The organism is Bartonella sp. AA97HXZ, assembly GCF_042196985.1.
In the GTDB taxonomy this organism is placed as follows: domain Bacteria; phylum Pseudomonadota; class Alphaproteobacteria; order Rhizobiales; family Rhizobiaceae; genus Bartonella.
This window is the reverse complement of sequence record NZ_JBHIRC010000009.1, coordinates 18222-39427: the sequence shown is the minus strand read 5'-3', so window position 1 is coordinate 39427 and position 21206 is coordinate 18222. Positions and strand designations below refer to the sequence as shown.

The window sequence follows — 21206 nt, the reverse complement described above, 5'->3', positions numbered from 1 at the left end:
AACAGATTATTTTATAAAATGGAAAGAGGTAGATTGAATAGAAATGTTTGATAATTCTTTGTTTTTATGATTGCTTTTTATTATTAAATGAGAGTGTTTTTAATAAATTTTGACAAAAATAACTGAAAAAGTACAAAAAATTATCATAATCAGAAATTTGTAGTAAAAAAGGTAATGGCTTGGAAGAACCTTAAAAAAACAACTCATTTTGAAATTATCTCTAAATTTAGATTCAGTATAACAAAAAAGTAAAATATAAATATGCTATATGAAGCATTTCTCTGTTTAAAAGATATAATATAAAACAATATATTAATTATTTTTTTTGATATAAGAAAACTTCTTTTATTTTCTATTTTAAATAACGGGTTAGGCCGATTCTTATGTGGTTTTATTGAAGATGTGTTTTTCAAGATTTAATCTGGCGCTTTAAATACAATTTTAGAAGTGGCAAATAAGCTCAATTTCTTCTCTGTTGTGATGTGTTGAATAAGTTTTTTAATTTTCTATAGAGTTTAATTTTTGCAATCATGATAGATTGTGACAGCTATCTATTTAAGATTTTTATAAGTTTAGTAGGAATAGCTTGATGATAAATCCATTGAGTTCTCCATCTTTACGCTTCATAAAAGAATAAGCCTGCACCATCACACACTTTGTCATTTCCCAATGTTGTGACAGCTCTTGACACGGCTCATAAGAGGAGTAGTCCTTTTTTGTACAGTTTATCCATACGCCAATTTCGCTTATGACGTGCAAGCGAATGGTTTTGATTGATTCAACATACACAGATTTGGAATGAGAGAGTCTAAAGATATTCCGCTCTCTCATTTAATATGAATCATGCTAGATTATAATTATAAATTAATGCGTTATCTATTTTTAAAATCCATGACCTTGGTTGTGTTTGTCAATATTTCATTTTCATTTATCGTCAACTATTCTACTTTTGGATAATAACTCCATTGTAAGGAATACCTTTAAGAAAGCATTCTCGCTTTAAAGAGTCGTTATAGTTTTTTTTGTTTTATAGAAGGATCAATAATGCTAAACGTTATACTTTGATAAAAAAAAAGAAAGTAAATTATGACTATTATACTGAAACCGAGCGAGGTGACGCTTAGTGAGCTTGCAGCTATTTATTTTAATGATGAAGTAAGTAAACTTCATAATGACACGCATTTAGCTATCGAGAAAGGGGCTCAGCGCATTGCTGAAATTGCTGCTGGAAGTGAGCCTGTGTACGGTATTAATACTGGTTTTGGGAAGTTGGCTTCCATTAAAATTGATGCGGACGATGTCGCTGTTTTACAGAGAAACCTTATTTTGTCCCATTGTTGTGGGGTAGGAGAGCCTTTAGCTGAAAATATTGTGCGTTTGATAATGAGCTTAAAGCTTATCTCTTTAGGAAGAGGGGCTTCAGGAGTTCGTCTAGAATTGGTAAATTTGCTGGAAAATATGCTTGCAAAAGGCGTCATTCCTGTCATCCCTGAAAAAGGGTCTGTTGGCGCTTCCGGTGATCTCGCCCCACTTGCTCACATGGCGGCTGTTATGATGGGAGAGGGAGAAGCATTTTTTAAAAATATTCGTATGAGTGGAGCAGCTGCGTTAGAAAAAGCGGGATTGTCCCCTATTATTTTAAAGGCAAAGGAAGGTCTCGCTCTTATTAATGGGACTCAAACCTCAACAGCCCTTGCACTTGCCGGTCTTTTTCGAGGTTATCGGGCATTGTGTGGTGGATTGCTGGCAGGAGCTTTGACAACAGATGCCCTCATGGGGTCAACGGCGCCATTTCATCCTGATATCCATATTTTACGAGGACATTATGGGCAGATTGCCGTATCGAAAACATTAGAAAAACTTGTAGAGAATTCAGAAATTCGTGCAGCACATCTACGGGGTGATGAGCGTGTACAAGATCCTTACTGTATACGTTGCCAGCCACAGGTGATGGGGGCATGTTTTGATATTTTGCTGGCAGCAGCAAAAACACTGATTATTGAAGCAAATGCTGTTACAGATAATCCTTTGATTTTAAGGAATGGTGAAGTTGTATCAGGTGGGAATTTCCATGCAGAACCTGTAGCATTTGCTGCTGATCAGATCGCTCTTGCTTTATGTGAAATAGGATCTATTTCTCAGCGGCGTATTGCTCTTATGGTTGATCCAGCTGTTTCTTATGGACTTCCATCTTTTTTAGCGCATAATCCAGGTCTTCATTCAGGTTTTATGATCGCTGAAGTAACAGCAGCAGCTTTAATGTCTGAAAATAAGCAAATGGCCTATCCTGCTTCCGTTGATTCAACACCTACTTCAGCTAATCAAGAAGATCATGTTTCAATGGCTTGCCATGGAGCGCGTCGGTTATTGGTCATGAGTGAAAACCTTTTTACACTTATTGGCATTGAAACGCTTGTTGCGGCACAAGGAATTGAATATCGTGCACCTTTAAAAACAAGTACTTTTTTGCAATCTGTTATGGAATGTTTACGAAAAAATGTTGCTTCTCTTAAGGAAGATCGCTATCTGGCTCCAGATCTTCATCAAGGACATATACTTGTGCGTGAAGGGCACTTATTATCTGTTTTACCAGAAACAATTTTTCCTTCATTAAGTTTTCAATAGTATTTGTTTTAAGGTCAATGCTGAAGGGGGGATATTGAATTTTGAAACTTCCTCATATGAAAATATAGAGGAGCAATACTATATTTGAATTATTTAATAAATTATATATTTATTACTGTATATATCTGATTTTTGTAGTTAACTAGATATTTTGTTATTTTATAGAAACTATAAAATTAAAGCACCTATATTTTCTGATTTATATCAGAAATTTTAATATAAGTTAAATAATATATACGAATTATATATTCGTGATATTGTATTTTTATAAATATAAATTATGATATATGTATTGTATCAAGTAAAAATAAAAGTTTTAATTTATATTCTTCTTATTTTTTAATACTTTATGAATTTTATAGTTCATTTTTGATATTTAAAATAAAAAAGGAGAAAAGAATGTTTAAAAGTGCTAAATTATGTGTTTCAATAACAGTTCTTTTTTTCTCTCAAATTCTTGAGATTCATGCAAATTTTAGGAGAGCTAGCTTTCCAGAGGAAGTTTTCATTATGATAGTGGCTCAAGAGAAAGAGCCTCTTATTTCAGCGAAAAACAAAGATTTTATTGCTATCTCAGGGCAAATTCCCAGAGGTAATGAGAACGCTATCATCGGACCAACAATCAAAGATGCTCTTTTTATCGTATATTTTTTTTTCATTGGAAAGCTTGTCGTTAAGGCAGCTGGAGTCCTTAAAAGATGGGTTGTAGATAAATTTTCTCATGCTTTTGAAGACTTGCGAGATTCGTATTATCATTGATTGAGCTATTCAATTGGCATAAAAAGTTTGTTTTATGGGCTTAAAGAAAGTTTGCTTAAAGTAACAAAAAATTAATTTTATGCGTAGTTAATGTGTTTGTTATGAATTTTTAGGCTTCTATTTCAGTGCACCGAAATAGAAGCCTAAAAGTTTAGCTTACATTAAGGTTAATTTTCTCTGTAAAAAACTATAGAATACGAAATGAATTAAATGACAATTGTGAAAAAATTCATTATCACTTTATTTGAATAAAATAATACGAAATTGTAGGCTATAAAAGCTGAATAATTCGCAATAAAAGTATTTTTTCATTGTTTAGAGCAAAGTGTTGGACTGGCTGGTCTTCGATGTTTTTTGAAATATATTTGTGAAAGAAACATGAGGCTTTATTTATCATAGAGCTGTTATCGTGGTGTGGATTGTCAGCATTTCAAAAAGTAAGGAAAGAAATGGCAATAAATGAACTGAAACGGGGTATGAGTAAGCGCCAAGTTATTTTTTTAGCTCTTGGTTCTGCTATTGGGACAGGTCTTTTTTATGGGTCTGCACAGGCAATTAAGCTTGCGGGTCCCAGTGTTTTGATTGCCTATTGTATTGCTGGTTTAGCTATTTTTATGGTTATGCGGGCTCTAGGAGAGATGATACTTCATAATCCATTGCCTGGTTCTTTTGCTCGTTATGCGGCAAATTACATATCACCATTAGCAGGTTTTTTAACGGGATGGACATATGTATTTGAGATGATTCTTGTTGGTTTGGCTGATATTACAGCTTTTGCGACTTATATGGGGTTTTGGTATCCTGATGTTGCTCCTTGGGTATGGGCACTGAGTATTACATTAATCATCACAGGCATTAATTTAGCTGCTGTAGAAGTCTATGGTGAACTAGAGTTTTGGCTCTCTTCTATTAAAGTTATCGCTATCATTGCGATGATTATTTTAGGAATAGCAATTATTTTTTGGGGGTGGGGTGAAGGTGCAGATTTTTCTACCGTTACTGTTCATAATTTATGGAAAAATGGTGGACTTTTTCCCAATGGTTGGTTTGGTTTTTTAGCTTGCTTTAGCGTTGTTGTTTTTGCTTTTGGTGGCATAGAAATCATTGGCATGGCAGTTATGGAAGTTCAAAACCCTCATCAAACGATTTCAAAGGCAATTAATTCTACTCCAGTTCGTATTTTGCTTTTTTATGTCATGACGTTAGCTATTTTAATGTCTCTTTATCCTTGGAATGAGATTGGTCTTATGGATAGCCCTTTTGTATCCATTTTTGAAAATCTTGGGATTTCGTATGCAGCAAATATTTTAAATATTGTTGTTGTTACAGCGGCTATTTCAGCAATGAATAGTGGAATGTATGGTGCTTGTCGTATGATCCATGGTTTATCGCAGGAAGGTTATGCTTTAAAAAAGTTTCAATATTTATCAAAAAATGGTATACCAGTTTTTGTTATTTTGATGATCTTCGGTATCTTTCTTCTTGGTGCTGTCCTTAATTATTTTTATCATGAAAAGCTTTTTTTTCTTATTGCCGCAATGGCAACATTTGCGACAGTTTTTGTTTGGATGATGATTCTACTGTCACAATTTTTTATGCGAATTAAGATGCCTAAAGAAGCTCAGAATGGTTTAAAATTTCCCATTCCATTTTGGCCAATAGGATCGATTTTTTCTATTTTATTTATGGTTTTTATTTTTATTCTCCTATGGTATTTTGATGAGACACGACCAGTTTTAATTATAGGTGTTATTTGGATTGCTTGGCTTGTTATTTGTTTCTATGCACTTAAACTTTATAATTTTAAGCAAAAGAAGCTGAATAAAATGTGAATAGAGAAAAAACTCAAAACAAATAGCTGATGTCATCAGGAGAACAGGTGTTTGATTGTTTTCTCTAAAGGTTAGAACAATCTAGATTGAAAAAATCTGCTCGTTATTATTTTGCTTTGGAAGTTTTTGTGAGCCATTGCTTACGGTAACGACCAAATCATATAAATATTAGACGTTTTTTGATGGTGAGCTGTGCCATCAATATAAGTCTTTCAGGTTAAAATGCCTAACAGCGCAAATAGATTTTACCAGATACAAGATTATAGGCAGATATCTTTTTCTAAACGTATTAATGAAGTTCTGTTTTACAAGAGAAGTTATTGTAAGAATTGTTTTTTAAGCTCTTTAAAAAATTGGTTGCTTAAATTTTGTTGTTTAGAAAATTACTATTGCTTTTAGAAACGAAGATAAAGTTCTTTATGTATTTTTTCTCAAAGAGGATTGGCGTTGGTAGAAAATAGTGGATAACAAATTTACATGAGGCATTGTATCATTGTTTTTACAAAAACTTTAATAAACAGCAGCAAGGTATTACAATAAAATCTCATAGAAGAGTAAATTAAAGAGAACAATGAACGTGTGACAGTTTTACGATTCTTATTGCTTTCACAAGAGGAAGGATCAAACTTATTTTTTTAATATTGATACAAGAGTAATTTTTATCACAAGTGGAGGCGGACAAAATGCACTCCGCAACTGTATTTCGGTGCAAAATTATTCAATATTACCATAAAAGGTGCTCAAGAACACTACGATCAGCAAAAACAGTCGTCATCAAGTGGCTTTTTGCATGAGAAATCGTCCGATAGCTCTGAACACACACAACAACAATTCTCTCTATCCTTGAGGCAACAGGCAATGTTGATATGGATGTACAATGAGATGCTACGATTATTGCTTCTCATCTGATTTCTGGTCAAGATATCAATGTAATGGGGGAAAGTATGACGATTGTTGGCATGACAGACCATCATAGCAGCCATTCACAGACGCATGAAACAGGTTTTTGATGGGCATAGATTTGACTTTGTAAGCAGAATTATTGGCGGCAATGATTATACTTACGAGACAGCACCTGCTGATAGTAACTGGTGGACAGAATGGTGGAGAGTGATCATGAATCCCATAAGCTCCCATACCTGTCTTGGAGATGCGGGTCCGAAATGCCAAAAGTTTTATGGCACATCTCATTTAGAACAAAAGCCTTGAATTAAATCATGGAGGAAAAAATGAAACAAACCTTAAAATTATTAAGTGCGATAATTCTATTGGGTATAGCTGGGTGCCAGTTTAATAAACCTCCTCTAGGAGAGGTGGCTACGTGGGAGAAAAATGGTGTTACTGATTTTACAGAGATAGGAAAAGGCTTGTTAGAATGTGGTATGCCAACTCCTTATGATGTCGATCCAGAAAATAGAAAGCAGAGCATCAATGCAAAAGCAACAATTTATGCTTGCATGCTTCAATCAGGTTTCCGCTATAAAGATGAAGAGGTAGCAAGAGCGGGTGGGACATGTTATACTTTTAGAGCCGAAAACTTGCCGATTTGTCGTTCAGGCGCTGTCATCCCGAGGCGCAGTGTCAAGAAGCGCTTGAACAGCCCTTTTTGTAAAAAATATAAAAATGCACCTGAATGCAAACCTTAAGTCTTGCTGTTTGTGACGATCACAATCCCTACCTTCATGTTTCTCATGCCCGTGTGGGGATGGCTTAATTCAGCATGTTAATGCTATTTATTTATGGGGACTACAACTGTTGGCGCAATAATATAAAATATCTATTTTGGTTGTAATCAAAATATTGATAATAATTATAAGCATATCGTTGATAGATAGATGATTTTAGTAATAATTTTACCGTATTTTTGATATAATATCGGTGGCATAATTATCGGAAAGAGATAAATAACCATGAAGGTTGATAATGTTCATCGTTATTTTGGAAGTGAAAAAACAGCATGTAAAGTAATTTATGGATTGTTTCATAATATCAAATTATTCAAGGATAGGAAAATGAAGCAGATTTTAAAATTATTAAGTGGGATGACCCTATTTGTTATGGCTGGATGTTATCCAGAAAAGCCTTCTCAAACAGCTGTAGATGCATGGGAAAAATCTGGTGCTGATCAACTTGAGATAAAAAAAGCTCTGTTAGAGTGTGGAATACAGTATCTTGATGGTCGTCTTGATACAGAAACAAGTACTGATGAGAGATTCAATGCAGAAGAGTCTGTGAATGCATGCATGATAAAAGCAGGTTTCCAAGATAAATTGGGAAGAATGAAGTGGTGTGAGAAATATAAAAATCTTCCAATTTGTCAGCCTGATGCAGTTATTCCTCAGCGAAGTGTAGAGAGGCGCTTGAATAGTCCTCATTGTGAAGAGAACAAAGAGCAGCCCGAATGTCAACCTTAAATATTGATGCTGTTGTAATCAATAATCCTTATATTTTTGTTCTCGCAAGGGGGCGGGATTGTTTTTCTCAATAGACTAGCAATCTTACATGTGAAAAAATTAGCACAGGCTTATAGGCTTTTTTATCGTAAATATTGAGGGAGGGGGAAAATGAAAAAAATATTGAAATTATTGAGTGCTATGATTTTTTTTAAGCTCTGCGGGATGTGTTAGTAAATCTCCCCCATCGATATTGGCATGATGGGAAAAGCCTGGTGTCAATAAATCTATGGTTCAACAAGCACTGTTAAAACGTGGATGGAAACCAATCTACGTTTCTTCTGAAAATATGGATTCGCGTGCAAGTGATTTTGCAGCAGTTTATGAGTGCATGACTAAAGCAGGTTATCGGTACAAATTACAAGATTCAAAGGGAATCTATTTTTCATCAACGCAGCGAAGTGATTCATTTTTAGTCAATTTAATGGTAGCAGGGTATCAGCAGGTTATGGACAATGATACTTTTGTTGTAACCAATTCGACACAACAAGAGCGAGATTTGATGTTACGTTTTGAAAATGATAAAAAGCGCCAGAAAATAAAAAAAGCTTTGCACAAGTGATCATCAACAGTAGAACGTTAATTTTTAAAGCAATAATTAAATAAAAATATTAAACGGGAGAAGAGAGATATAGCTCTTTTTCTCTAATGTAGTTATATTCATCAGCTACGAGATTGGCAATAGTGTTGTTGTCAGATGATGCTAGCGGAGGAGAGTGAGTTGTTGTTTAGAGAAATTTATTCCATATAAAGAATGGCAAATAATAGCTTTGCTAAAATATCTTCTTTAACGATAATAAACAGATAGCTTTCATAGAGCTAATTTTGATGAAATTTTATTTTGGTGTTTTTTAAGTTCCGAATGGTGAGTGTTTTACTGTGTTTTAGATTTTATCAAAAGATCTAAAATATTACATTTATTAATTCAAATCATTGATGATAGGGTATTAGGAGAAGTTTTTTATTTATTCAAATTTCTTTGTTAGATATCTAGCATTTTTAATATAGAAATTGTGTACATTAGCTTATACATTAGTGTGCAATTTCTTGTTTTTTTGTTGTAGTTGAAGAGATGATGCGGTTATAGATTTCGTATACTGTATCTTTTTGTGCTGTGTTTTATTAAAACGTTTTAATCGTTTAATCTTAGAAGTTATTCTCATTTTGTTGTATTTTTATTTTTCGGTGGTGAGATAAATTGAATATTATATCTCTTCAAAATTCGCATTTTTTCACGTTTTTTTAAGATTGGTTTTTGGGCCTTTTGTAATTGCAGTTTTCAGCGGTTTTTGAGATGCCTTCTTTAGAGGGATTGTCCTCCTAAATGGTATTTTTAAACTTTTTGTTCTTTCTTTACATAAAACACAAAACATATTATTAAGTGCTGTAATTTATCATAAAAATAAAATAATTTTGTTCGTTTTATTCTTGTTGTGTTTAATTTGTGGTTTATTTTTTTGCCAGCATTTTTTGTTTTTGTTGAAAAAAGAAAGTTTTGAAAAACAATGATAGTCAAGGTATCTAACAATCACTTGTATTCGTGCGTTTTTACAGCAGCTATTTTTTCTTTTTTGTTAAATATAAATATTGAGGCACATTCTCATTCATATACATCGCTGTCATGTGACAAAAACAAATTACCTTATGAATGCAGTGATGGTTCAAAGCATACAATTAGTGATAAAGTATATAAATTCACGGCGCCTGTTAAAAAAAAGAATGGGGAGGATCGTTCTATCATGTTACCTGCTGCTATAGTAGTACAGGAGCCAAATACAGTTATTGAGGCAATGCGTGTAGAGGTTGAAGGGACTGCAAGTATAGAAGATATTTATGGTGTTTTTGTATCACAAGGGGGAAAAATTGTTTTGAGCGATTCAGCTTTTAAAAATGTATCAATAGGTCTTAAAGCTGATAGTGGAATGATTGAGGTTAATCGTGGAACAATTGAGGCTTCTCAGATTGCTGCTTATGCAGAGAAGCGAGGAGCATCTGTTACGTTAACGAATACAAAAATTAAAGTGGAAGGTTTGGGTATCGGTCAAGAGAGTGCTCTTTTCGTTAGTGCTGATGCGGGTATTCAGATGAAAAGTGGATTTATTGATGTGAATGATGCTGCTGCGCTTTATGTGGGGAGAGGGGGGAGTGCGACTTTAGATGGTGTTACCATTGCTTCAAAATATCAAAAAACAGAAGACAAAGAAAATACAAATGAAAAAATTATACATACAGTTTTCAATGTAAAACATCAGGGTTCTGTTTATGTAAAAAATACGAATATTATTTCTACGGATGTTCATATTTTAACAGTTGGACAAGATTCTAACACGCCATCCAATAACGGCAGGGAAGGAAATATTTTAATTTCGCGGGTTAATATTGAAGATTCAACAATTAAAGCAATAGGTAACAAACAAGGTATGTATTTTGAGAGGGATGGGGAAAATGATGCGTATGAACAGGGGCTTGTCTTTTTGAAAAGGACGATTTTTGAGGTTCCAGATGGGACAGCTGTTCATAGTCATAACAGTCGTATTTATATTGGAGTAACAGAAGGTACAAAAATTTTTGGTGACTTATTATTAACAGCTGAAAAAGGGGGAAGTGTAGCGATTTTGGCTAATTCTTCTTCATTGATAGGAGGGACTCGTGTTGCCGATGATTCTATTGCTGAGCTTTATTTAACAAGGGGATCAAAATGGTTTTTGACAAAAAGAAGAGAGATCGATTTGCAAGTTGCAAACCGTACAAGTTCGTCTATTTCATTTGTGAAAGTTTCTGATAGTTTTATTGCTTTTGAGACTCCAATGTTTCAGGAGTATCAGACACTTCATATTGGGAAGGGAGAAAAAGAAGTTTATAGTGCGCAAGATAGGGCAGATATTTATCTCAATACGTATCTCAGTAGTGATGGTTTGCTCGATAATACAAAAACTGATCGGCTTTTAATACATGGTGATGTTTCTGGAAAAACAACAGTTTATGTGCAATTTGTTGCAGGAAATCAGGGTGAGATAGCAACCGGTGAAAATGCTCATAGTATTTCACTTATTCAGGTTTCTGGAAAAGCGGCAGAGGATTCTTTTCAGTTAAATCGTGCTTATATCGCATTAGAGGGTTTGCCTTACCAATATTATCTTCATGCGTATGGTCCAGCTTCTGCTCTTGGAAATGCACAAACTTCTCAAAGATTGGTTGAAGGAGATGGAGATTTTTGGGATTTTCGCCTTGAAAGTAAATATATTCAGCCTGTTTTAGAGGTGTCTGCTATTCCCCCTTCTGAGTTAAAGGTCAGAGAGGTTGTTCCACAAGTTCTGACCTATCTTTTGTTACCAAATGCTTTGTTTCATGTTGGGCTCATGGATATTAGTCATCAACAAAAGCAGTTGCAAGTTAGGCGGTCTATTCCTCGTAAATTATTAAAAGTTGAAGGGAACTTTGCTTTATCTGTCCACGGTTATGGTGGGAGTTATCGTTATGTCTCAGATCTTTCTACACTTAAATATGGGTACGATGGTCATGTTGATTATAACGCTATAAAAACAGATATTTTGCTCAAAACAATAGAGGGTGCATATAGTACGACATCTTTTGGGATTATGGGAACCTATGGAAAGCTTTCCTTACAACCTCATAACGTGGAACAAAGTCAAAAGAGTACGTTTAATAAATGGTCATTTACGGCATATGCTAGTGTGAAACATTACACTGATTTTTACGTAGACGGTCTTTTATCTTATGGTTTGTTTAAAGGGGATGTGCGTAGCCGTGTTTGGGGTAAGACGGCGACATTAAAAGCAAATCCTTTGAACGTGTCGTTTTCTGCTGGTAAAGTGTCTATGACAGGATATAAAGATCTTATTTTTGATCCACAACTTCAGCTTATTTATCAACATCTTCAATTTGATAAGTTTCGTGATATTGATGGATTTGATGTTGAGATGAAAAAAATAGATCAATGGTTTGTGCGTGTTGGTGGGCGTTTAAGTAAAACATTTACAGCCTCTGATAAGGATTGGATCACTTCTTTTTATGGCAATATTCATTTTGCTCATTGTTTTGATAAAGAACAATTTGTTCATTTTAAAGATGTTTTCCAGTTGGGTTCTTTCGGTTCTTCCTTAGAAACAGGTTTGGGTATCAATGCGCAGTTTTCTTCTAAAGTTACACTTCACAGTGATCTTAGCTATCAGCATAGGTTAACCAAGGCTGGTTTTTCTGGAGTTCATTTTTCTGGTGGTTTGCGCTATCATTTTTAATAAATCTTTTTAAAAATAATAAATGTGATTTTTAAAGTTTTGTTTTATTGTCGTGATTTAAACCATTGATGATGCAGAATTTTAATTGCTTCTTTTAATAATGGTATCATGTGTTTTAATAGGTATGGAAGGATCACGTTGATTTATTTTTTATCTGATTGATAGGGGAGCTTAAATGCTTCAAAAAAAATGATAATGAGACTGTAAATCTATTTGTGTTATTTTTGCTATAAATATTGGGGATGTGTTTGTCATCAGCTTTTTAAAATAGTAGCCTTATTATCCTATCATGTTGTAAAGACTGGCGTTTGAGGTCGCTGATATCAATCATGAAAGGCAGGGAGATATTGACTGTTGATTAAAAGCTTTTGCTGTTAAGCAAAGGAGGGGATATATGCAATATACAGCTCTATCGTTTCGTGGATGATGCGTATTTTTTTGCTTTAAAATTTTGCAAAAAGCGTTTTTGAAGCTGTTCGTATCGTTTGCATTGTTGTCGATGGATAATAAGAAAAGTGGTAAAGCATGATCACTTTTAACATCAAATTCAATATCTTCAGTTCTTAATAAAGATAAATCCTTTAAAAAAATTGTTCTAATGGCTGTATTGAATATATGAACAAGATCATTGTCTTATTTGTTAAATAGATATGAAATATAAGTTTTATATCAAAGTGGGGAGATAAGATTTTTTTCTTCTTTTAAGACGTGGGGAGAAGAGGTTGATCGTATCAAAAAAATCGTTCATAAGTTCTTATTATTGTTTCAAATATAGAAACATTGAAGAGCTTTTATTAAAATGGGGTGTAAAAGTAGATTATATCTTCCTCAATTCCTGTTTTTTTTAAATATGCATCTTTAATGGAAAAACGTTTGCAAAGTTTTAGGCAATCGCATTCGCATTGTAATTTCGTTTGTATCGATAAGATTTATATCAAAGTTGAGCGTCAGTAGAAATATCTTTATCGGACTATTGATAAACATGGTGTTTCCATATGATGCTTAAGGTATCATCGAGCCATTTATGGTAATTGCGTGCTTCTTCGTTTGAGTTATGAACAGAGAAAATAAAACCAGGATATCCACCAAATGCTGGTGGAGGTGGTGAAATGTGATTGGTTTCAAAGAAAATGATAGTTCTGGCGGTTTGAGGATGCTGTGCAACCTTATCTAGACCTGAAAATCCAGAAAACTGTCCATACCCATGAAGAGGAATAATATAATTTGCCGCCACTTTTTTAGCTGGGAGTATATCGGGAAGGTCTAAGTTTTTTTCAGCTAAAGCGGCATTCATACATAGTTTTGCAAATGAAATTCCTGTGCCTTGCTCAACAATAAAATGGGAAACACCTGATCCACCTATACGAGCGCCTATCTCAATGATATAAGGTAAATTATTAGCATCTAGGCGTAGCTCTACATGGGCAGCACCCATATTTATACCAAGAGCTTTAACTCCAGAGCATGCAGCCTCACATAAAGCAATAATTAAAGGATCATCTATATCACATCGTTGACGATAAATTGTTTCTTCAAACCATGGTCCCTCAGGCTGTCCCTTGTCTCCAACGGATAGAACGTGTACACCTGCTGTATCAACAAAGCATTCTACGACAAACTCTTTTCCTGGCAAATACTGTTCTACGACTAAGCCTACAGGTTTACTTTTATCATTAAAACGTGCCATGTCTTTATGCTGAACATTCCATACGGCTTTAATGAGATCAGGAAGTTCAGCGGAATTTTTAGCTAACATGACGCCTGCACTTGCCCATCCAGAGACGGGTTTAATAACGACTGGATAATCCAAGGCTTGTGTTTTTGATAGGTCTTCTGGATGATCTATATAAAAGAATCCTGGTGTTCTTAAGCCTGCTTTAGCGAAAGCTTGACGCATGAGATATTTATTTCTGGTTAATGCTGCTACTTCTGGTTCAATACTTGGAGTATTGATTTTTTTTGCAGCCAAAGCTGTCCATAGGATGGCTTCTTCGCGAAGGGTCATAACCCCAGCAATATTGCGTTCTTTTGCTCCTGTTGCAAAAGTGTCTAGAGCTGCCTCTGGGTTATCAAAAACAGGAAGTTGCCAAGTTGAAGTGACTGCTGCGGGGTGTTGAGTGGGAGCGCTTTCAGCGGTATCATAGATCATTATTAATTCGATATTAGCTGCTTGTGCTGCTTCAAATATAAATGGTAATTTTGCATTGCGCTGGCAAACTAACGCGAGTTTTTTCATTTTGTTTCCTCATTAAATTTGGAATTTTGGGCACGACGTTTCTGTTGCCATGTAGATACCTTTGATGCATCTATAAATAAGAGTGTCATCCCTATAACAACTACAATCATAGCAATTATTTTGATCATATTGAGGGAAGGGCTCGAGCCGATTATCCATTCACATACAACCACTGCAAAAGGGGATAATACGCCGATAGTGTTGGCGTATAATACGCCTCCTTCGGCTAAAACTTTTTGGTATAATACGTAAACTGGTGCCGAGCAAACAGTTCCTAAAATCAATATTTTAAATATATCTTCTAACTTAAGATATAAGAGTGGGGCAGGATCAAAAATAAATAATGGCATAAATGATGCTGCAGAAATTGTCGTGATCCAAGCCAGTGAGGTGAGCAAAGGTAAATTTTTAAGATAACGTTTAGACAATAAGCCATAAGCAGAGTAAGAAAGGGCTGCTGTTAAAGCAAGAGCTATTCCTATTAGGTTGTATCCACTTTCTCCACTGTTTATATTGAATGCTACAGCTGCTACACTGACAATTATCACTCCACTAAGCTTCAGCCATGAGAATTTAAGGATATTTGTCAATGCACCTAATATATAAGTAATTCCTGGAATAGTAGCGAGCACCATGGTTAAATCACTGGCTTTGAGTGATTTTAATGCACCAAAGCTGCATACAAAATATAACGAGAATCCTAACACTGAGAGAATTAAAAAAGAAGGTATCATGGAAAGTAATGGTATGGATCTGAAAACAGCTTTCTCACGAAATACTGCAATCAGCCATAAGGTAGCAGCGGTGGAAAACAACCTAAGTCCAACCGCATGCATGACGGGTATATTGCTAACCAAATTCTTAGATAATAACCAACTTATGGAAAACAATGCTAGAATAGTAAAAGTAAATAATAATAACCGTCCTTTTATGAAACTCAATGATTTAATCCTCTAATCACTCGCTGTGCATAATATGATGTTGAAAAATTAAATCGTGACTGTGAAGTTTGCGGCTTACCAAGATTATTTTGGATATAATCCTTAGCTCCTGCCAAATAAGCGTCATCATCTAATGCTTCAAGTGTTTCTATATCTGCTATCATCAATATTATTACTTTTTCAAGACGCTCCAAATCAAATTGAAGATAACTTTGATTTGTTTCAATCAATGCTTTGTTCCGCATCAATATTTCAAAAGGCAAGATCCCTGTACCAGCATCGAATGTCATATGCTGATCAGAATCTTGTGGATAACGAAATATGCGTTCTAATAGGACAAATTCAGTTATTTCTTTCCAAAATTTTGGATGATTTTGTAGCATAATACGCACTGTAATTAAATCAACTTTAGTTTCTTCTAGAAGACCTGTAAACCAATTTAATTTTATATACAGATTTTTATCCAATGGCCGCGGTCCGGTATGATGTGCATAGTCATGATAATAGCCCCACAAACAGCGAGCATCGTAAATGTCTTCTTTAGATAAGTTACGACTATGCAATTGACCGAACAGGAATTTACTATCTCGACCGAGTAAACGTTCAGCTTCCACAATTGTTTGCTTGTTGTAAATATCAAAGAATTTACTGAAAAAAAACAAAGCAAATGCTTGCTTATCAATTTTTTGAGCCGTCGCTACAGATTCTGGGAATAGAACTTGCCTTCTAAAAATCCCTTTGATGCTATTCCCATTTTTATACATTGAAATGGTGATAGATAATTCTTTGTATATTTCGAGGCGTCAGAAAGATAGGCCGTTTCATGACGATATCCTGTAACTAATTCCAGCTGGAATCCTTCTGGATCAGGTCCATTTGTTGCACGCATTGGAGCCAAGAAAAACAAGGGAGCATCTGGTAATGGGGCTTTGAAAGCAGCCAAAGTGTTATCAAATTGAGGAGGGGGCGTTAAACCGCTGAGCATCCACTGAAGAAGATCATCAGAAATGATCGCTAAAAGTTTTGGAGATAATCCATCAAGAATATTAGCATGGTGGTTCAGCAGAGTGATCAATTCATTGATCATATTACTATCTGCTGAAGTTGGTTCCTTAATGCTCCCATTTCGTTCTTGGCGCATACGGAATTTGTCAACTAAGTTAACAATGGAAAGAAGCACTTCAGATTTTTTCATGATTAGTTGACTTTAGTGAGTGGAGCAAAAAGGTCATTGGCATTTGTTCAAAATTTTCGATAATATTCAGCTTATAGCGATTTGCCGCAACCGATGTTGTGATACAAGCATCGGCTTTTTCAGCCTTACAAAGAACGGCTGCATCAGCATTGCTGTTGGCAAATACTTTGTCATATTGATGAGCTACCAGAGATTGCGGGGCAGGATGAGGCGCTATGGTTTTAATTTCATCAATGTTATTGCGTTTAGCTAAAACCATAGAGTGAGTAGGCATGATAAAGCTGTCAAATAATTGCATATCACCTAAACGGGTAAATATGAGTGTATGCAAATCAGGGGAAGCAGCACAACTTAAGAGATAAGCATCTTTTTTTTGAGCAAGTTCATTAAATGCTTCTTCAAGAGTTGCGTATAAGATAATACGGGATCTCGAGTCAGTGGACAAAATATTTTTATTGTGATTGTTAAGCCACTATTGTTCTGCTGCTGCACAGTTAGTATCTGCAGGGACAAGTGTATAGATAAAAGTATTATTTTCAGATTGCATGATCTCTATTCTTTATAAAAATATGCCTAAATTTAAAATAGTGTAATATGTAGAGTATATCAAGCACAATGCGTTAAATAATTTAGTGCTTTATAAAATAATGTATATATGAAAGAAAATTTACAATTATAATTTTGTCTGTTCATTATTCTATCATGCCGTAAAACATAGTCGTTTAGGGGAGTAATTGAGCAGGAAAAATTCTATGCAGGGTATTTATTGGATATGTTAGAGAATTATTGGAATGGTTAAGTGAAGGTGAATGACACGTAAACCGCACTGCTCTATCATTTTTTGGATGAGCAGCGTTTTTGAATCTGTTCATATTGATAATACTATTATAGGTGAATAATAAGCAAATTGGTAAGGCGTGAATATCTTTGCCATAAAACTCAATATATTTAACTTCTTAATTAAGATAATACTTTTAGAAATTGTTTTACTATTATGATTGTATTAAATATATAAAAGGCAATCATCATTGTCTTGTTTGTAAAAGAAACATGAAATATAACTCTTAAATCAGATTGAGATTGGCAAGATTTTTTTCTTCTTTGGAATTGTTAAGAAGGTCAGATTAAACCTTATTGAAGCTACAGAACCTAAAGAAACAGTCGTTTTTTTGAAAAGATCAGAGGTAAACAAATATGCGTGAGATTTTGGATCATTTTGATATGCCATTGAATAAGAAGAGTTCTGTTCAAAAGATTCAAAATCTTTCATGCCAATCACACCCAAAACGGTTTTATAAGCAAGTGAAGATCGCTTGTGAGGAGGTCGGCTTTACGATTTTGTTGGATGACCGTCCCGTAAAAACGCCCGCAAGGCGTCATTTTCATGTGCCATCAGAAGTGTTTGCTGAATATGTTGCTCAGGAATTTGAGAACCAAAAGCACGTTGTTGATCCTGCAAAAATGCCGATGACGCGTTTGGTTAATACTGTTATTGATGGTATCGCTGATGATATGCAGGTGGTTTTTGAAGATTTATTGCGTTTCGTTGCATGTGATATGATCTTTTATCGTGCACAGACACCTAAAGAGTTGGTGCAAAAACAATCTGAGCAATGGGATCCTTTATTAGATTGGGCAGAAAAAAAACTGGGTGCAAGGTTTTATTTGACAGAAGGGCTGATGCATGTGGAACAATCACCAGAAGCACTTCAAGCTGTGAGTCATTATTTACGAAGCGTTGAGTCTGCTTATATGCTTGCTGCACTTCATATGATGACAACCTTAACGGGATCTGCTCTCATTGCTCTTGCTGTTGCTGCGGGAAACATTGATGCTGATCATGCTTGGTCTATTGCCCATTTAGATGAAGATTGGATGATGGAACAATGGGGAATAGATAAAGAAACAATAGCACGCCGTGCTCATAAAAAAGTTGAATTTAATGCTGCTGCTACAATTGTTACAACTTGTTTATAGGGGAAAATCTTTTATTTACGTGCATTCTTTTGGCTCAGAGTATTTTTGTGACTTTTTGAGGATTGGTTTTTACTTTATCAAGTCCAGGAAATAGTTCATTAGTTATGGTTAAGAGCGCTTCGTCATTGCCACGGATAAAATACCATTGGTTATCGTGAAGTAGGGCAATAATTTCAGTTTGAATAGAGCATTTTTTCCCAGCATTTGTTGTGGTTACAAGCTCCACGGGTATAACAAAATAAGGGGTACCATTATCAAGGGTACCTTCACGTTTTTGTTTTTGATCAATGTTGATCGTTTCAATCTTGTAACTTTCTGCCAACCGTTCTATTTGGCTTTTCATGATTTGTAGAAATTGTGATTGATTAAGATTTTTTTTGGCGGTTAAGCGGTTGATGACTTGGGGAGGAATAGCATTTAAGATGGCATTTGCATCGGCATTTTTAAGTGCTTTACTATAAGCAGATGTTGCTTTCTCAAGAGTTGTAAGTTTTTGGTTGGTTATTGTATGTGCTTTAGTTGTTGATGTGATAAAGACAATGCATAAAAGAACGGGAACGAGAAAACAAATTCGCGGCATTAGAAACCTTTGTTAATTCATTTGAAGAGATTCAATACATTATAAAGGAAAAGCGGACGAGCAAAAAGCCTCTTGCGCTTTTGCATGAGAAGAATATCCACAAAAATGGAGGCTTTTGCCTCCACTTTAAAAATCAAAAGAATGCGTATTGATTGTTTAAACAGAATAGTACATATCAAATTCAACAGGATGGGGTGTTGTTTCGTAACGCAAGACTTCTTGCATCTTTACTTGAATGAAGGAATTAATCTGATCATCATCAAAAACGTCGCCAGCTTTAAGAAAGCCACGATCTTTGTCAAGTGCTTCAAGCGCTTCACGCAGGCTTCCTGAAACAGTAGGGATTTCTTTAAGTTCCTTTAAGGGAAGATCATAAAGATCTTTATCCATAGCATGTCCGGGATGAATTTTGTTTTTGATACCGTCAAGACCAGCCATTAAAAGGGCTGCAAATGCCAAATAGGGATTTGCTGTTGGGTCTGGAAAACGAACTTCTACGCGTTTTGAATTTGGTGAGGAGCTCATAGGAATACGGCAAGATGCAGAACGATTACGTGCTGAATAGGCAAGAAGAACAGGAGCTTCATAACCAGGAACCAAACGTTTATAGGAGTTTGTGGATGGGTTTGTAAAAGCATTTATTGCTTTTGCGTGCTTAATAACACCACCGATAAAAAACAGACAGGTTTCTGATAGTCCAGCATATTCATTTCCTGCAAAAATGGGTTTGCCATCTTTCCAAATGGAAATGTGGACATGCATTCCAGAGCCGTTATCACCAAAAACTGGTTTTGGCATGAAGGTTGCTGTTTTCCCATAACTGTTTGCTATTTGATGTACAACATATTTAAAAATTTGCATCTTGTCAGCCTCGCGAACAAGTGTATCAAAACGAATACCCAATTCATGTTGGCCTGCTGCTACTTCGTGATGGTGTTTTTCGACCTGTACGCCCATATCCTTGAGTGCTGTGAGCATTTCAGAACGCATATCTTGGCAGGAATCAATCGGCGGAACAGGAAGGTAGCCTCCCTTTATTCGTGGGCGATGCCCTAGATTTCCTGTTTCATATTCCGTATCATCATTAGAGGGAAGTTCACTTGAATCGAGTTTAAACCCTGTGTTGTAAGGGTCCGTTTTATAGCGCACATCATCAAAGATAAAAAACTCTGCTTCTGGACCCACATTGATTGTATCTCCAATGTTTAAAGATTTCATATACACCTCAGCCCTTTTGGCGATAGAACGAGGATCTCTACGATAAAACTCACCAGAGACAGGATCAAGTACATCACAAAATATGACCAAAGTAGATTGAGCAAAAAAAGGATCAATATGTGCTGTTGCTGGATCTGGCATTAAAACCATGTCAGATTCATTAATTGTTTTCCAACCAGCAATTGAAGAACCATCAAACATGACACCATCACTAAAAGTATCCTCGCTGATCTCTGCGATATCCATTGTAATGTGATGCAATTTTCCTCGTGGATCAGTAAAACGTAAATCAACAAAACGGATTTCGTTGTCTGTAATCTGTTTGATAATATCTGATGCGGTTGTCATATTCAATTTCCTTAATATGGCGTTGAGGTGGATAAAAAAGTGAATTTTCTCGTTATTTATTAAAGGGCATCGATACCGGTTTCGTCCGTGCCTATACGAATTGCATCATCAATGGAAAAGACAAATATCTTTCCATCCCCTATATGTTTGGTTTGAGCTGCTTTACGTATTGCATCAACAGTTTGTTCCAGTTTTTCATCGGACACAACAATTTCAATCTTTACTTTAGGTAGAAAGTCAACAACATATTTCGTACCACGATAAAGTTCTGTATGTTCCCTTTGACGACCAAAACCTTTCGCTTCTGTTACTGTAATACCATGTAACCCAATTTTTTGAAGCGCTTCTTTCACTTCATCAAGTTTGAAAGGTTTTATAATGGCTTCAATTTTTTTCATGCTGAAATTATCTCCAACGTTATTTTGTCTTTTTAGACTGCATCACATTATATTGACAACTGTAAGATGTCCAACAGATACTTTGTGCACAAAAAGTCGAAAATAATGACACTCTATGCTCTGTTAGGAGAGTTTCTTTTGTAGAATACAGCCAAATACTGTTTTTTGGGAAAAAAACTTACAATTCTTATACAGAATTCAAATAATATAATAAAAGAGTTTTGTTTCTTTTTTATTAGATAATATCTTGACTTATAAGGATAATTAGACGCTCTCCACATTGAATGAGAAACTCTAATAGCGTAAGATTTTCTCATTTTAGATCCTTTTATCGTCAACCAATCAAAACGATACCTTTATATATCATAAATAGTTATGAGTGTGT

16 protein-coding genes and 2 pseudogenes are annotated in these 21206 nt (G+C 35.1%); 10 read left to right on the top strand and 8 right to left on the bottom strand.

Annotation, left to right across the window (positions count from 1 at the left end; all coding sequences use genetic code 11):
* Positions 1 to 1086: 1086 nt before the first annotated feature.
* From hutH to ACFINE_RS06195, 9 genes and pseudogenes are all read left to right on the top strand, one after another.
* The gene (hutH, locus tag ACFINE_RS06235; protein ID WP_375621418.1) at positions 1087 to 2625 is read left to right on the top strand and encodes a histidine ammonia-lyase; all 1539 of its coding nucleotides are present in this window, start codon (positions 1087 to 1089) and stop codon (positions 2623 to 2625) included.
* A 399-nt stretch (positions 2626 to 3024) separates the two neighbouring features.
* Positions 3025 to 3384, top strand: coding sequence for a hypothetical protein (locus ACFINE_RS06230; protein ID WP_375621417.1), 360 nt, complete (start codon positions 3025 to 3027; stop codon positions 3382 to 3384).
* Between the two features lie 449 nt (positions 3385 to 3833).
* Positions 3834 to 5216: an amino acid permease gene (locus ACFINE_RS06225; RefSeq protein WP_375613124.1), complete on the top strand. Its 1383-nt coding sequence runs from the start codon at positions 3834 to 3836 to the stop codon at positions 5214 to 5216.
* A 720-nt stretch (positions 5217 to 5936) separates the two neighbouring features.
* Positions 5937 to 6223: pseudogene (locus tag ACFINE_RS06220) on the top strand (hypothetical protein); the annotation flags it as partial.
* A complete protein-coding gene (locus ACFINE_RS06215) occupies positions 6210 to 6425 on the top strand; it encodes a hypothetical protein (RefSeq protein ID WP_375621416.1) in 216 nt (71 codons plus the stop codon). The pseudogene ACFINE_RS06220 and the gene ACFINE_RS06215, both read left to right, overlap by 14 nt.
* 20 nt (positions 6426 to 6445) lie before the next feature.
* Positions 6446 to 6862: a hypothetical protein gene (locus ACFINE_RS06210; protein WP_375621415.1), complete on the top strand. Its 417-nt coding sequence runs from the start codon at positions 6446 to 6448 to the stop codon at positions 6860 to 6862.
* Positions 6863 to 7228: 366 nt separating this feature from the next.
* The gene (locus ACFINE_RS06205) at positions 7229 to 7630 is read left to right on the top strand and encodes a hypothetical protein (RefSeq protein WP_375621414.1); all 402 of its coding nucleotides are present in this window, start codon (positions 7229 to 7231) and stop codon (positions 7628 to 7630) included.
* A gap of 150 nt (positions 7631 to 7780) precedes the next feature.
* Positions 7781 to 8231, top strand: a pseudogene (locus ACFINE_RS06200) (hypothetical protein).
* 943 nt (positions 8232 to 9174) lie between these two features.
* Positions 9175 to 11928 carry an autotransporter outer membrane beta-barrel domain-containing protein gene (locus ACFINE_RS06195; protein WP_375621413.1) on the top strand — a complete coding sequence of 918 codons (2754 nt, stop codon included), beginning with the start codon at positions 9175 to 9177 and terminating at the stop codon, positions 11926 to 11928.
* 970 nt (positions 11929 to 12898) lie between these two features.
* Here the strand turns inward: ACFINE_RS06195 and ACFINE_RS06190 are convergent.
* From ACFINE_RS06190 to ACFINE_RS06170, 5 genes are all read right to left on the bottom strand, one after another.
* Complete coding sequence (locus tag ACFINE_RS06190) at positions 12899 to 14164, bottom strand: acetyl-CoA carboxylase biotin carboxylase subunit family protein (RefSeq protein WP_375621412.1); 1266 nt, start codon at positions 14162 to 14164, stop codon at positions 12899 to 12901.
* Positions 14161 to 15021 (bottom strand): DMT family transporter, encoded by an 861-nt coding sequence (locus ACFINE_RS06185; protein WP_375621448.1) that lies wholly within the window; start codon positions 15019 to 15021, stop codon positions 14161 to 14163. Before ACFINE_RS06185 ends, ACFINE_RS06190 begins: the two co-directional genes overlap by 4 nt.
* An 80-nt stretch (positions 15022 to 15101) precedes the next feature.
* On the bottom strand, positions 15102 to 15869 hold the full coding sequence (locus ACFINE_RS06180) for a DUF6421 family protein (protein ID WP_375621411.1): 768 nt from the start codon (positions 15867 to 15869) through the stop codon (positions 15102 to 15104).
* Positions 15803 to 16300: a hypothetical protein gene (locus tag ACFINE_RS06175; protein WP_375621410.1), complete on the bottom strand. Its 498-nt coding sequence runs from the start codon at positions 16298 to 16300 to the stop codon at positions 15803 to 15805. Before ACFINE_RS06175 ends, ACFINE_RS06180 begins: the two co-directional genes overlap by 67 nt.
* On the bottom strand, positions 16287 to 16745 hold the full coding sequence (locus ACFINE_RS06170; RefSeq protein WP_375621409.1) for a prephenate dehydratase domain-containing protein: 459 nt from the start codon (positions 16743 to 16745) through the stop codon (positions 16287 to 16289). Before ACFINE_RS06170 ends, ACFINE_RS06175 begins: the two co-directional genes overlap by 14 nt.
* A 749-nt stretch (positions 16746 to 17494) precedes the next feature.
* Here ACFINE_RS06170 and ACFINE_RS06165 point away from each other — a divergent pair.
* The gene (locus tag ACFINE_RS06165; RefSeq protein ID WP_375621408.1) at positions 17495 to 18277 is read left to right on the top strand and encodes an ATP12 family chaperone protein; all 783 of its coding nucleotides are present in this window, start codon (positions 17495 to 17497) and stop codon (positions 18275 to 18277) included.
* Between the two features lie 34 nt (positions 18278 to 18311).
* Here the strand turns inward: ACFINE_RS06165 and ACFINE_RS06160 are convergent, their stop codons facing one another.
* The 3 genes from ACFINE_RS06160 to ACFINE_RS06150 form a co-directional block, all read right to left on the bottom strand.
* A complete protein-coding gene (locus ACFINE_RS06160; RefSeq protein WP_375621407.1) occupies positions 18312 to 18857 on the bottom strand; it encodes a hypothetical protein in 546 nt (181 codons plus the stop codon).
* Positions 18858 to 19013: 156 nt separating this feature from the next.
* A complete protein-coding gene (gene glnA, locus ACFINE_RS06155) occupies positions 19014 to 20423 on the bottom strand; it encodes a type I glutamate--ammonia ligase (RefSeq protein ID WP_375611514.1) in 1410 nt (469 codons plus the stop codon).
* Between the two features lie 59 nt (positions 20424 to 20482).
* Entirely contained in the window at positions 20483 to 20821 is a 339-nt protein-coding gene (locus tag ACFINE_RS06150) for a P-II family nitrogen regulator (RefSeq protein ID WP_015856528.1), read from the bottom strand.
* Positions 20822 to 21206: the final 385 nt, after the last annotated feature.

Bases quoted from the DNA above. Each gene is read 5' to 3' on its own strand.
- hutH (WP_375621418.1), top strand. From the start codon at position 1,087: ATGACTATTATACTGAAACCGAGCGAGGTGACGCTTAGTGAGCTTGCA.
- ACFINE_RS06230 (WP_375621417.1), top strand. From the start codon at position 3,025: ATGTTTAAAAGTGCTAAATTATGTGTTTCAATAACAGTTCTTTTTTTC.
- ACFINE_RS06225 (WP_375613124.1), top strand. From the start codon at position 3,834: ATGGCAATAAATGAACTGAAACGGGGTATGAGTAAGCGCCAAGTTATT.
- ACFINE_RS06215 (WP_375621416.1), top strand. From the start codon at position 6,210: ATGAAACAGGTTTTTGATGGGCATAGATTTGACTTTGTAAGCAGAATT.
- ACFINE_RS06210 (WP_375621415.1), top strand. From the start codon at position 6,446: ATGAAACAAACCTTAAAATTATTAAGTGCGATAATTCTATTGGGTATA.
- ACFINE_RS06205 (WP_375621414.1), top strand. From the start codon at position 7,229: ATGAAGCAGATTTTAAAATTATTAAGTGGGATGACCCTATTTGTTATG.
- ACFINE_RS06195 (WP_375621413.1), top strand. From the start codon at position 9,175: ATGATAGTCAAGGTATCTAACAATCACTTGTATTCGTGCGTTTTTACA.
- ACFINE_RS06190 (WP_375621412.1), bottom strand. From the start codon at position 14,164: ATGAAAAAACTCGCGTTAGTTTGCCAGCGCAATGCAAAATTACCATTT.
- ACFINE_RS06180 (WP_375621411.1), bottom strand. From the start codon at position 15,869: ATGTATAAAAATGGGAATAGCATCAAAGGGATTTTTAGAAGGCAAGTT.
- ACFINE_RS06175 (WP_375621410.1), bottom strand. From the start codon at position 16,300: ATGAAAAAATCTGAAGTGCTTCTTTCCATTGTTAACTTAGTTGACAAA.
- ACFINE_RS06165 (WP_375621408.1), top strand. From the start codon at position 17,495: ATGCGTGAGATTTTGGATCATTTTGATATGCCATTGAATAAGAAGAGT.
- ACFINE_RS06160 (WP_375621407.1), bottom strand. From the start codon at position 18,857: ATGCCGCGAATTTGTTTTCTCGTTCCCGTTCTTTTATGCATTGTCTTT.
- glnA (WP_375611514.1), bottom strand. From the start codon at position 20,423: ATGACAACCGCATCAGATATTATCAAACAGATTACAGACAACGAAATC.
- ACFINE_RS06150 (WP_015856528.1), bottom strand. From the start codon at position 20,821: ATGAAAAAAATTGAAGCCATTATAAAACCTTTCAAACTTGATGAAGTG.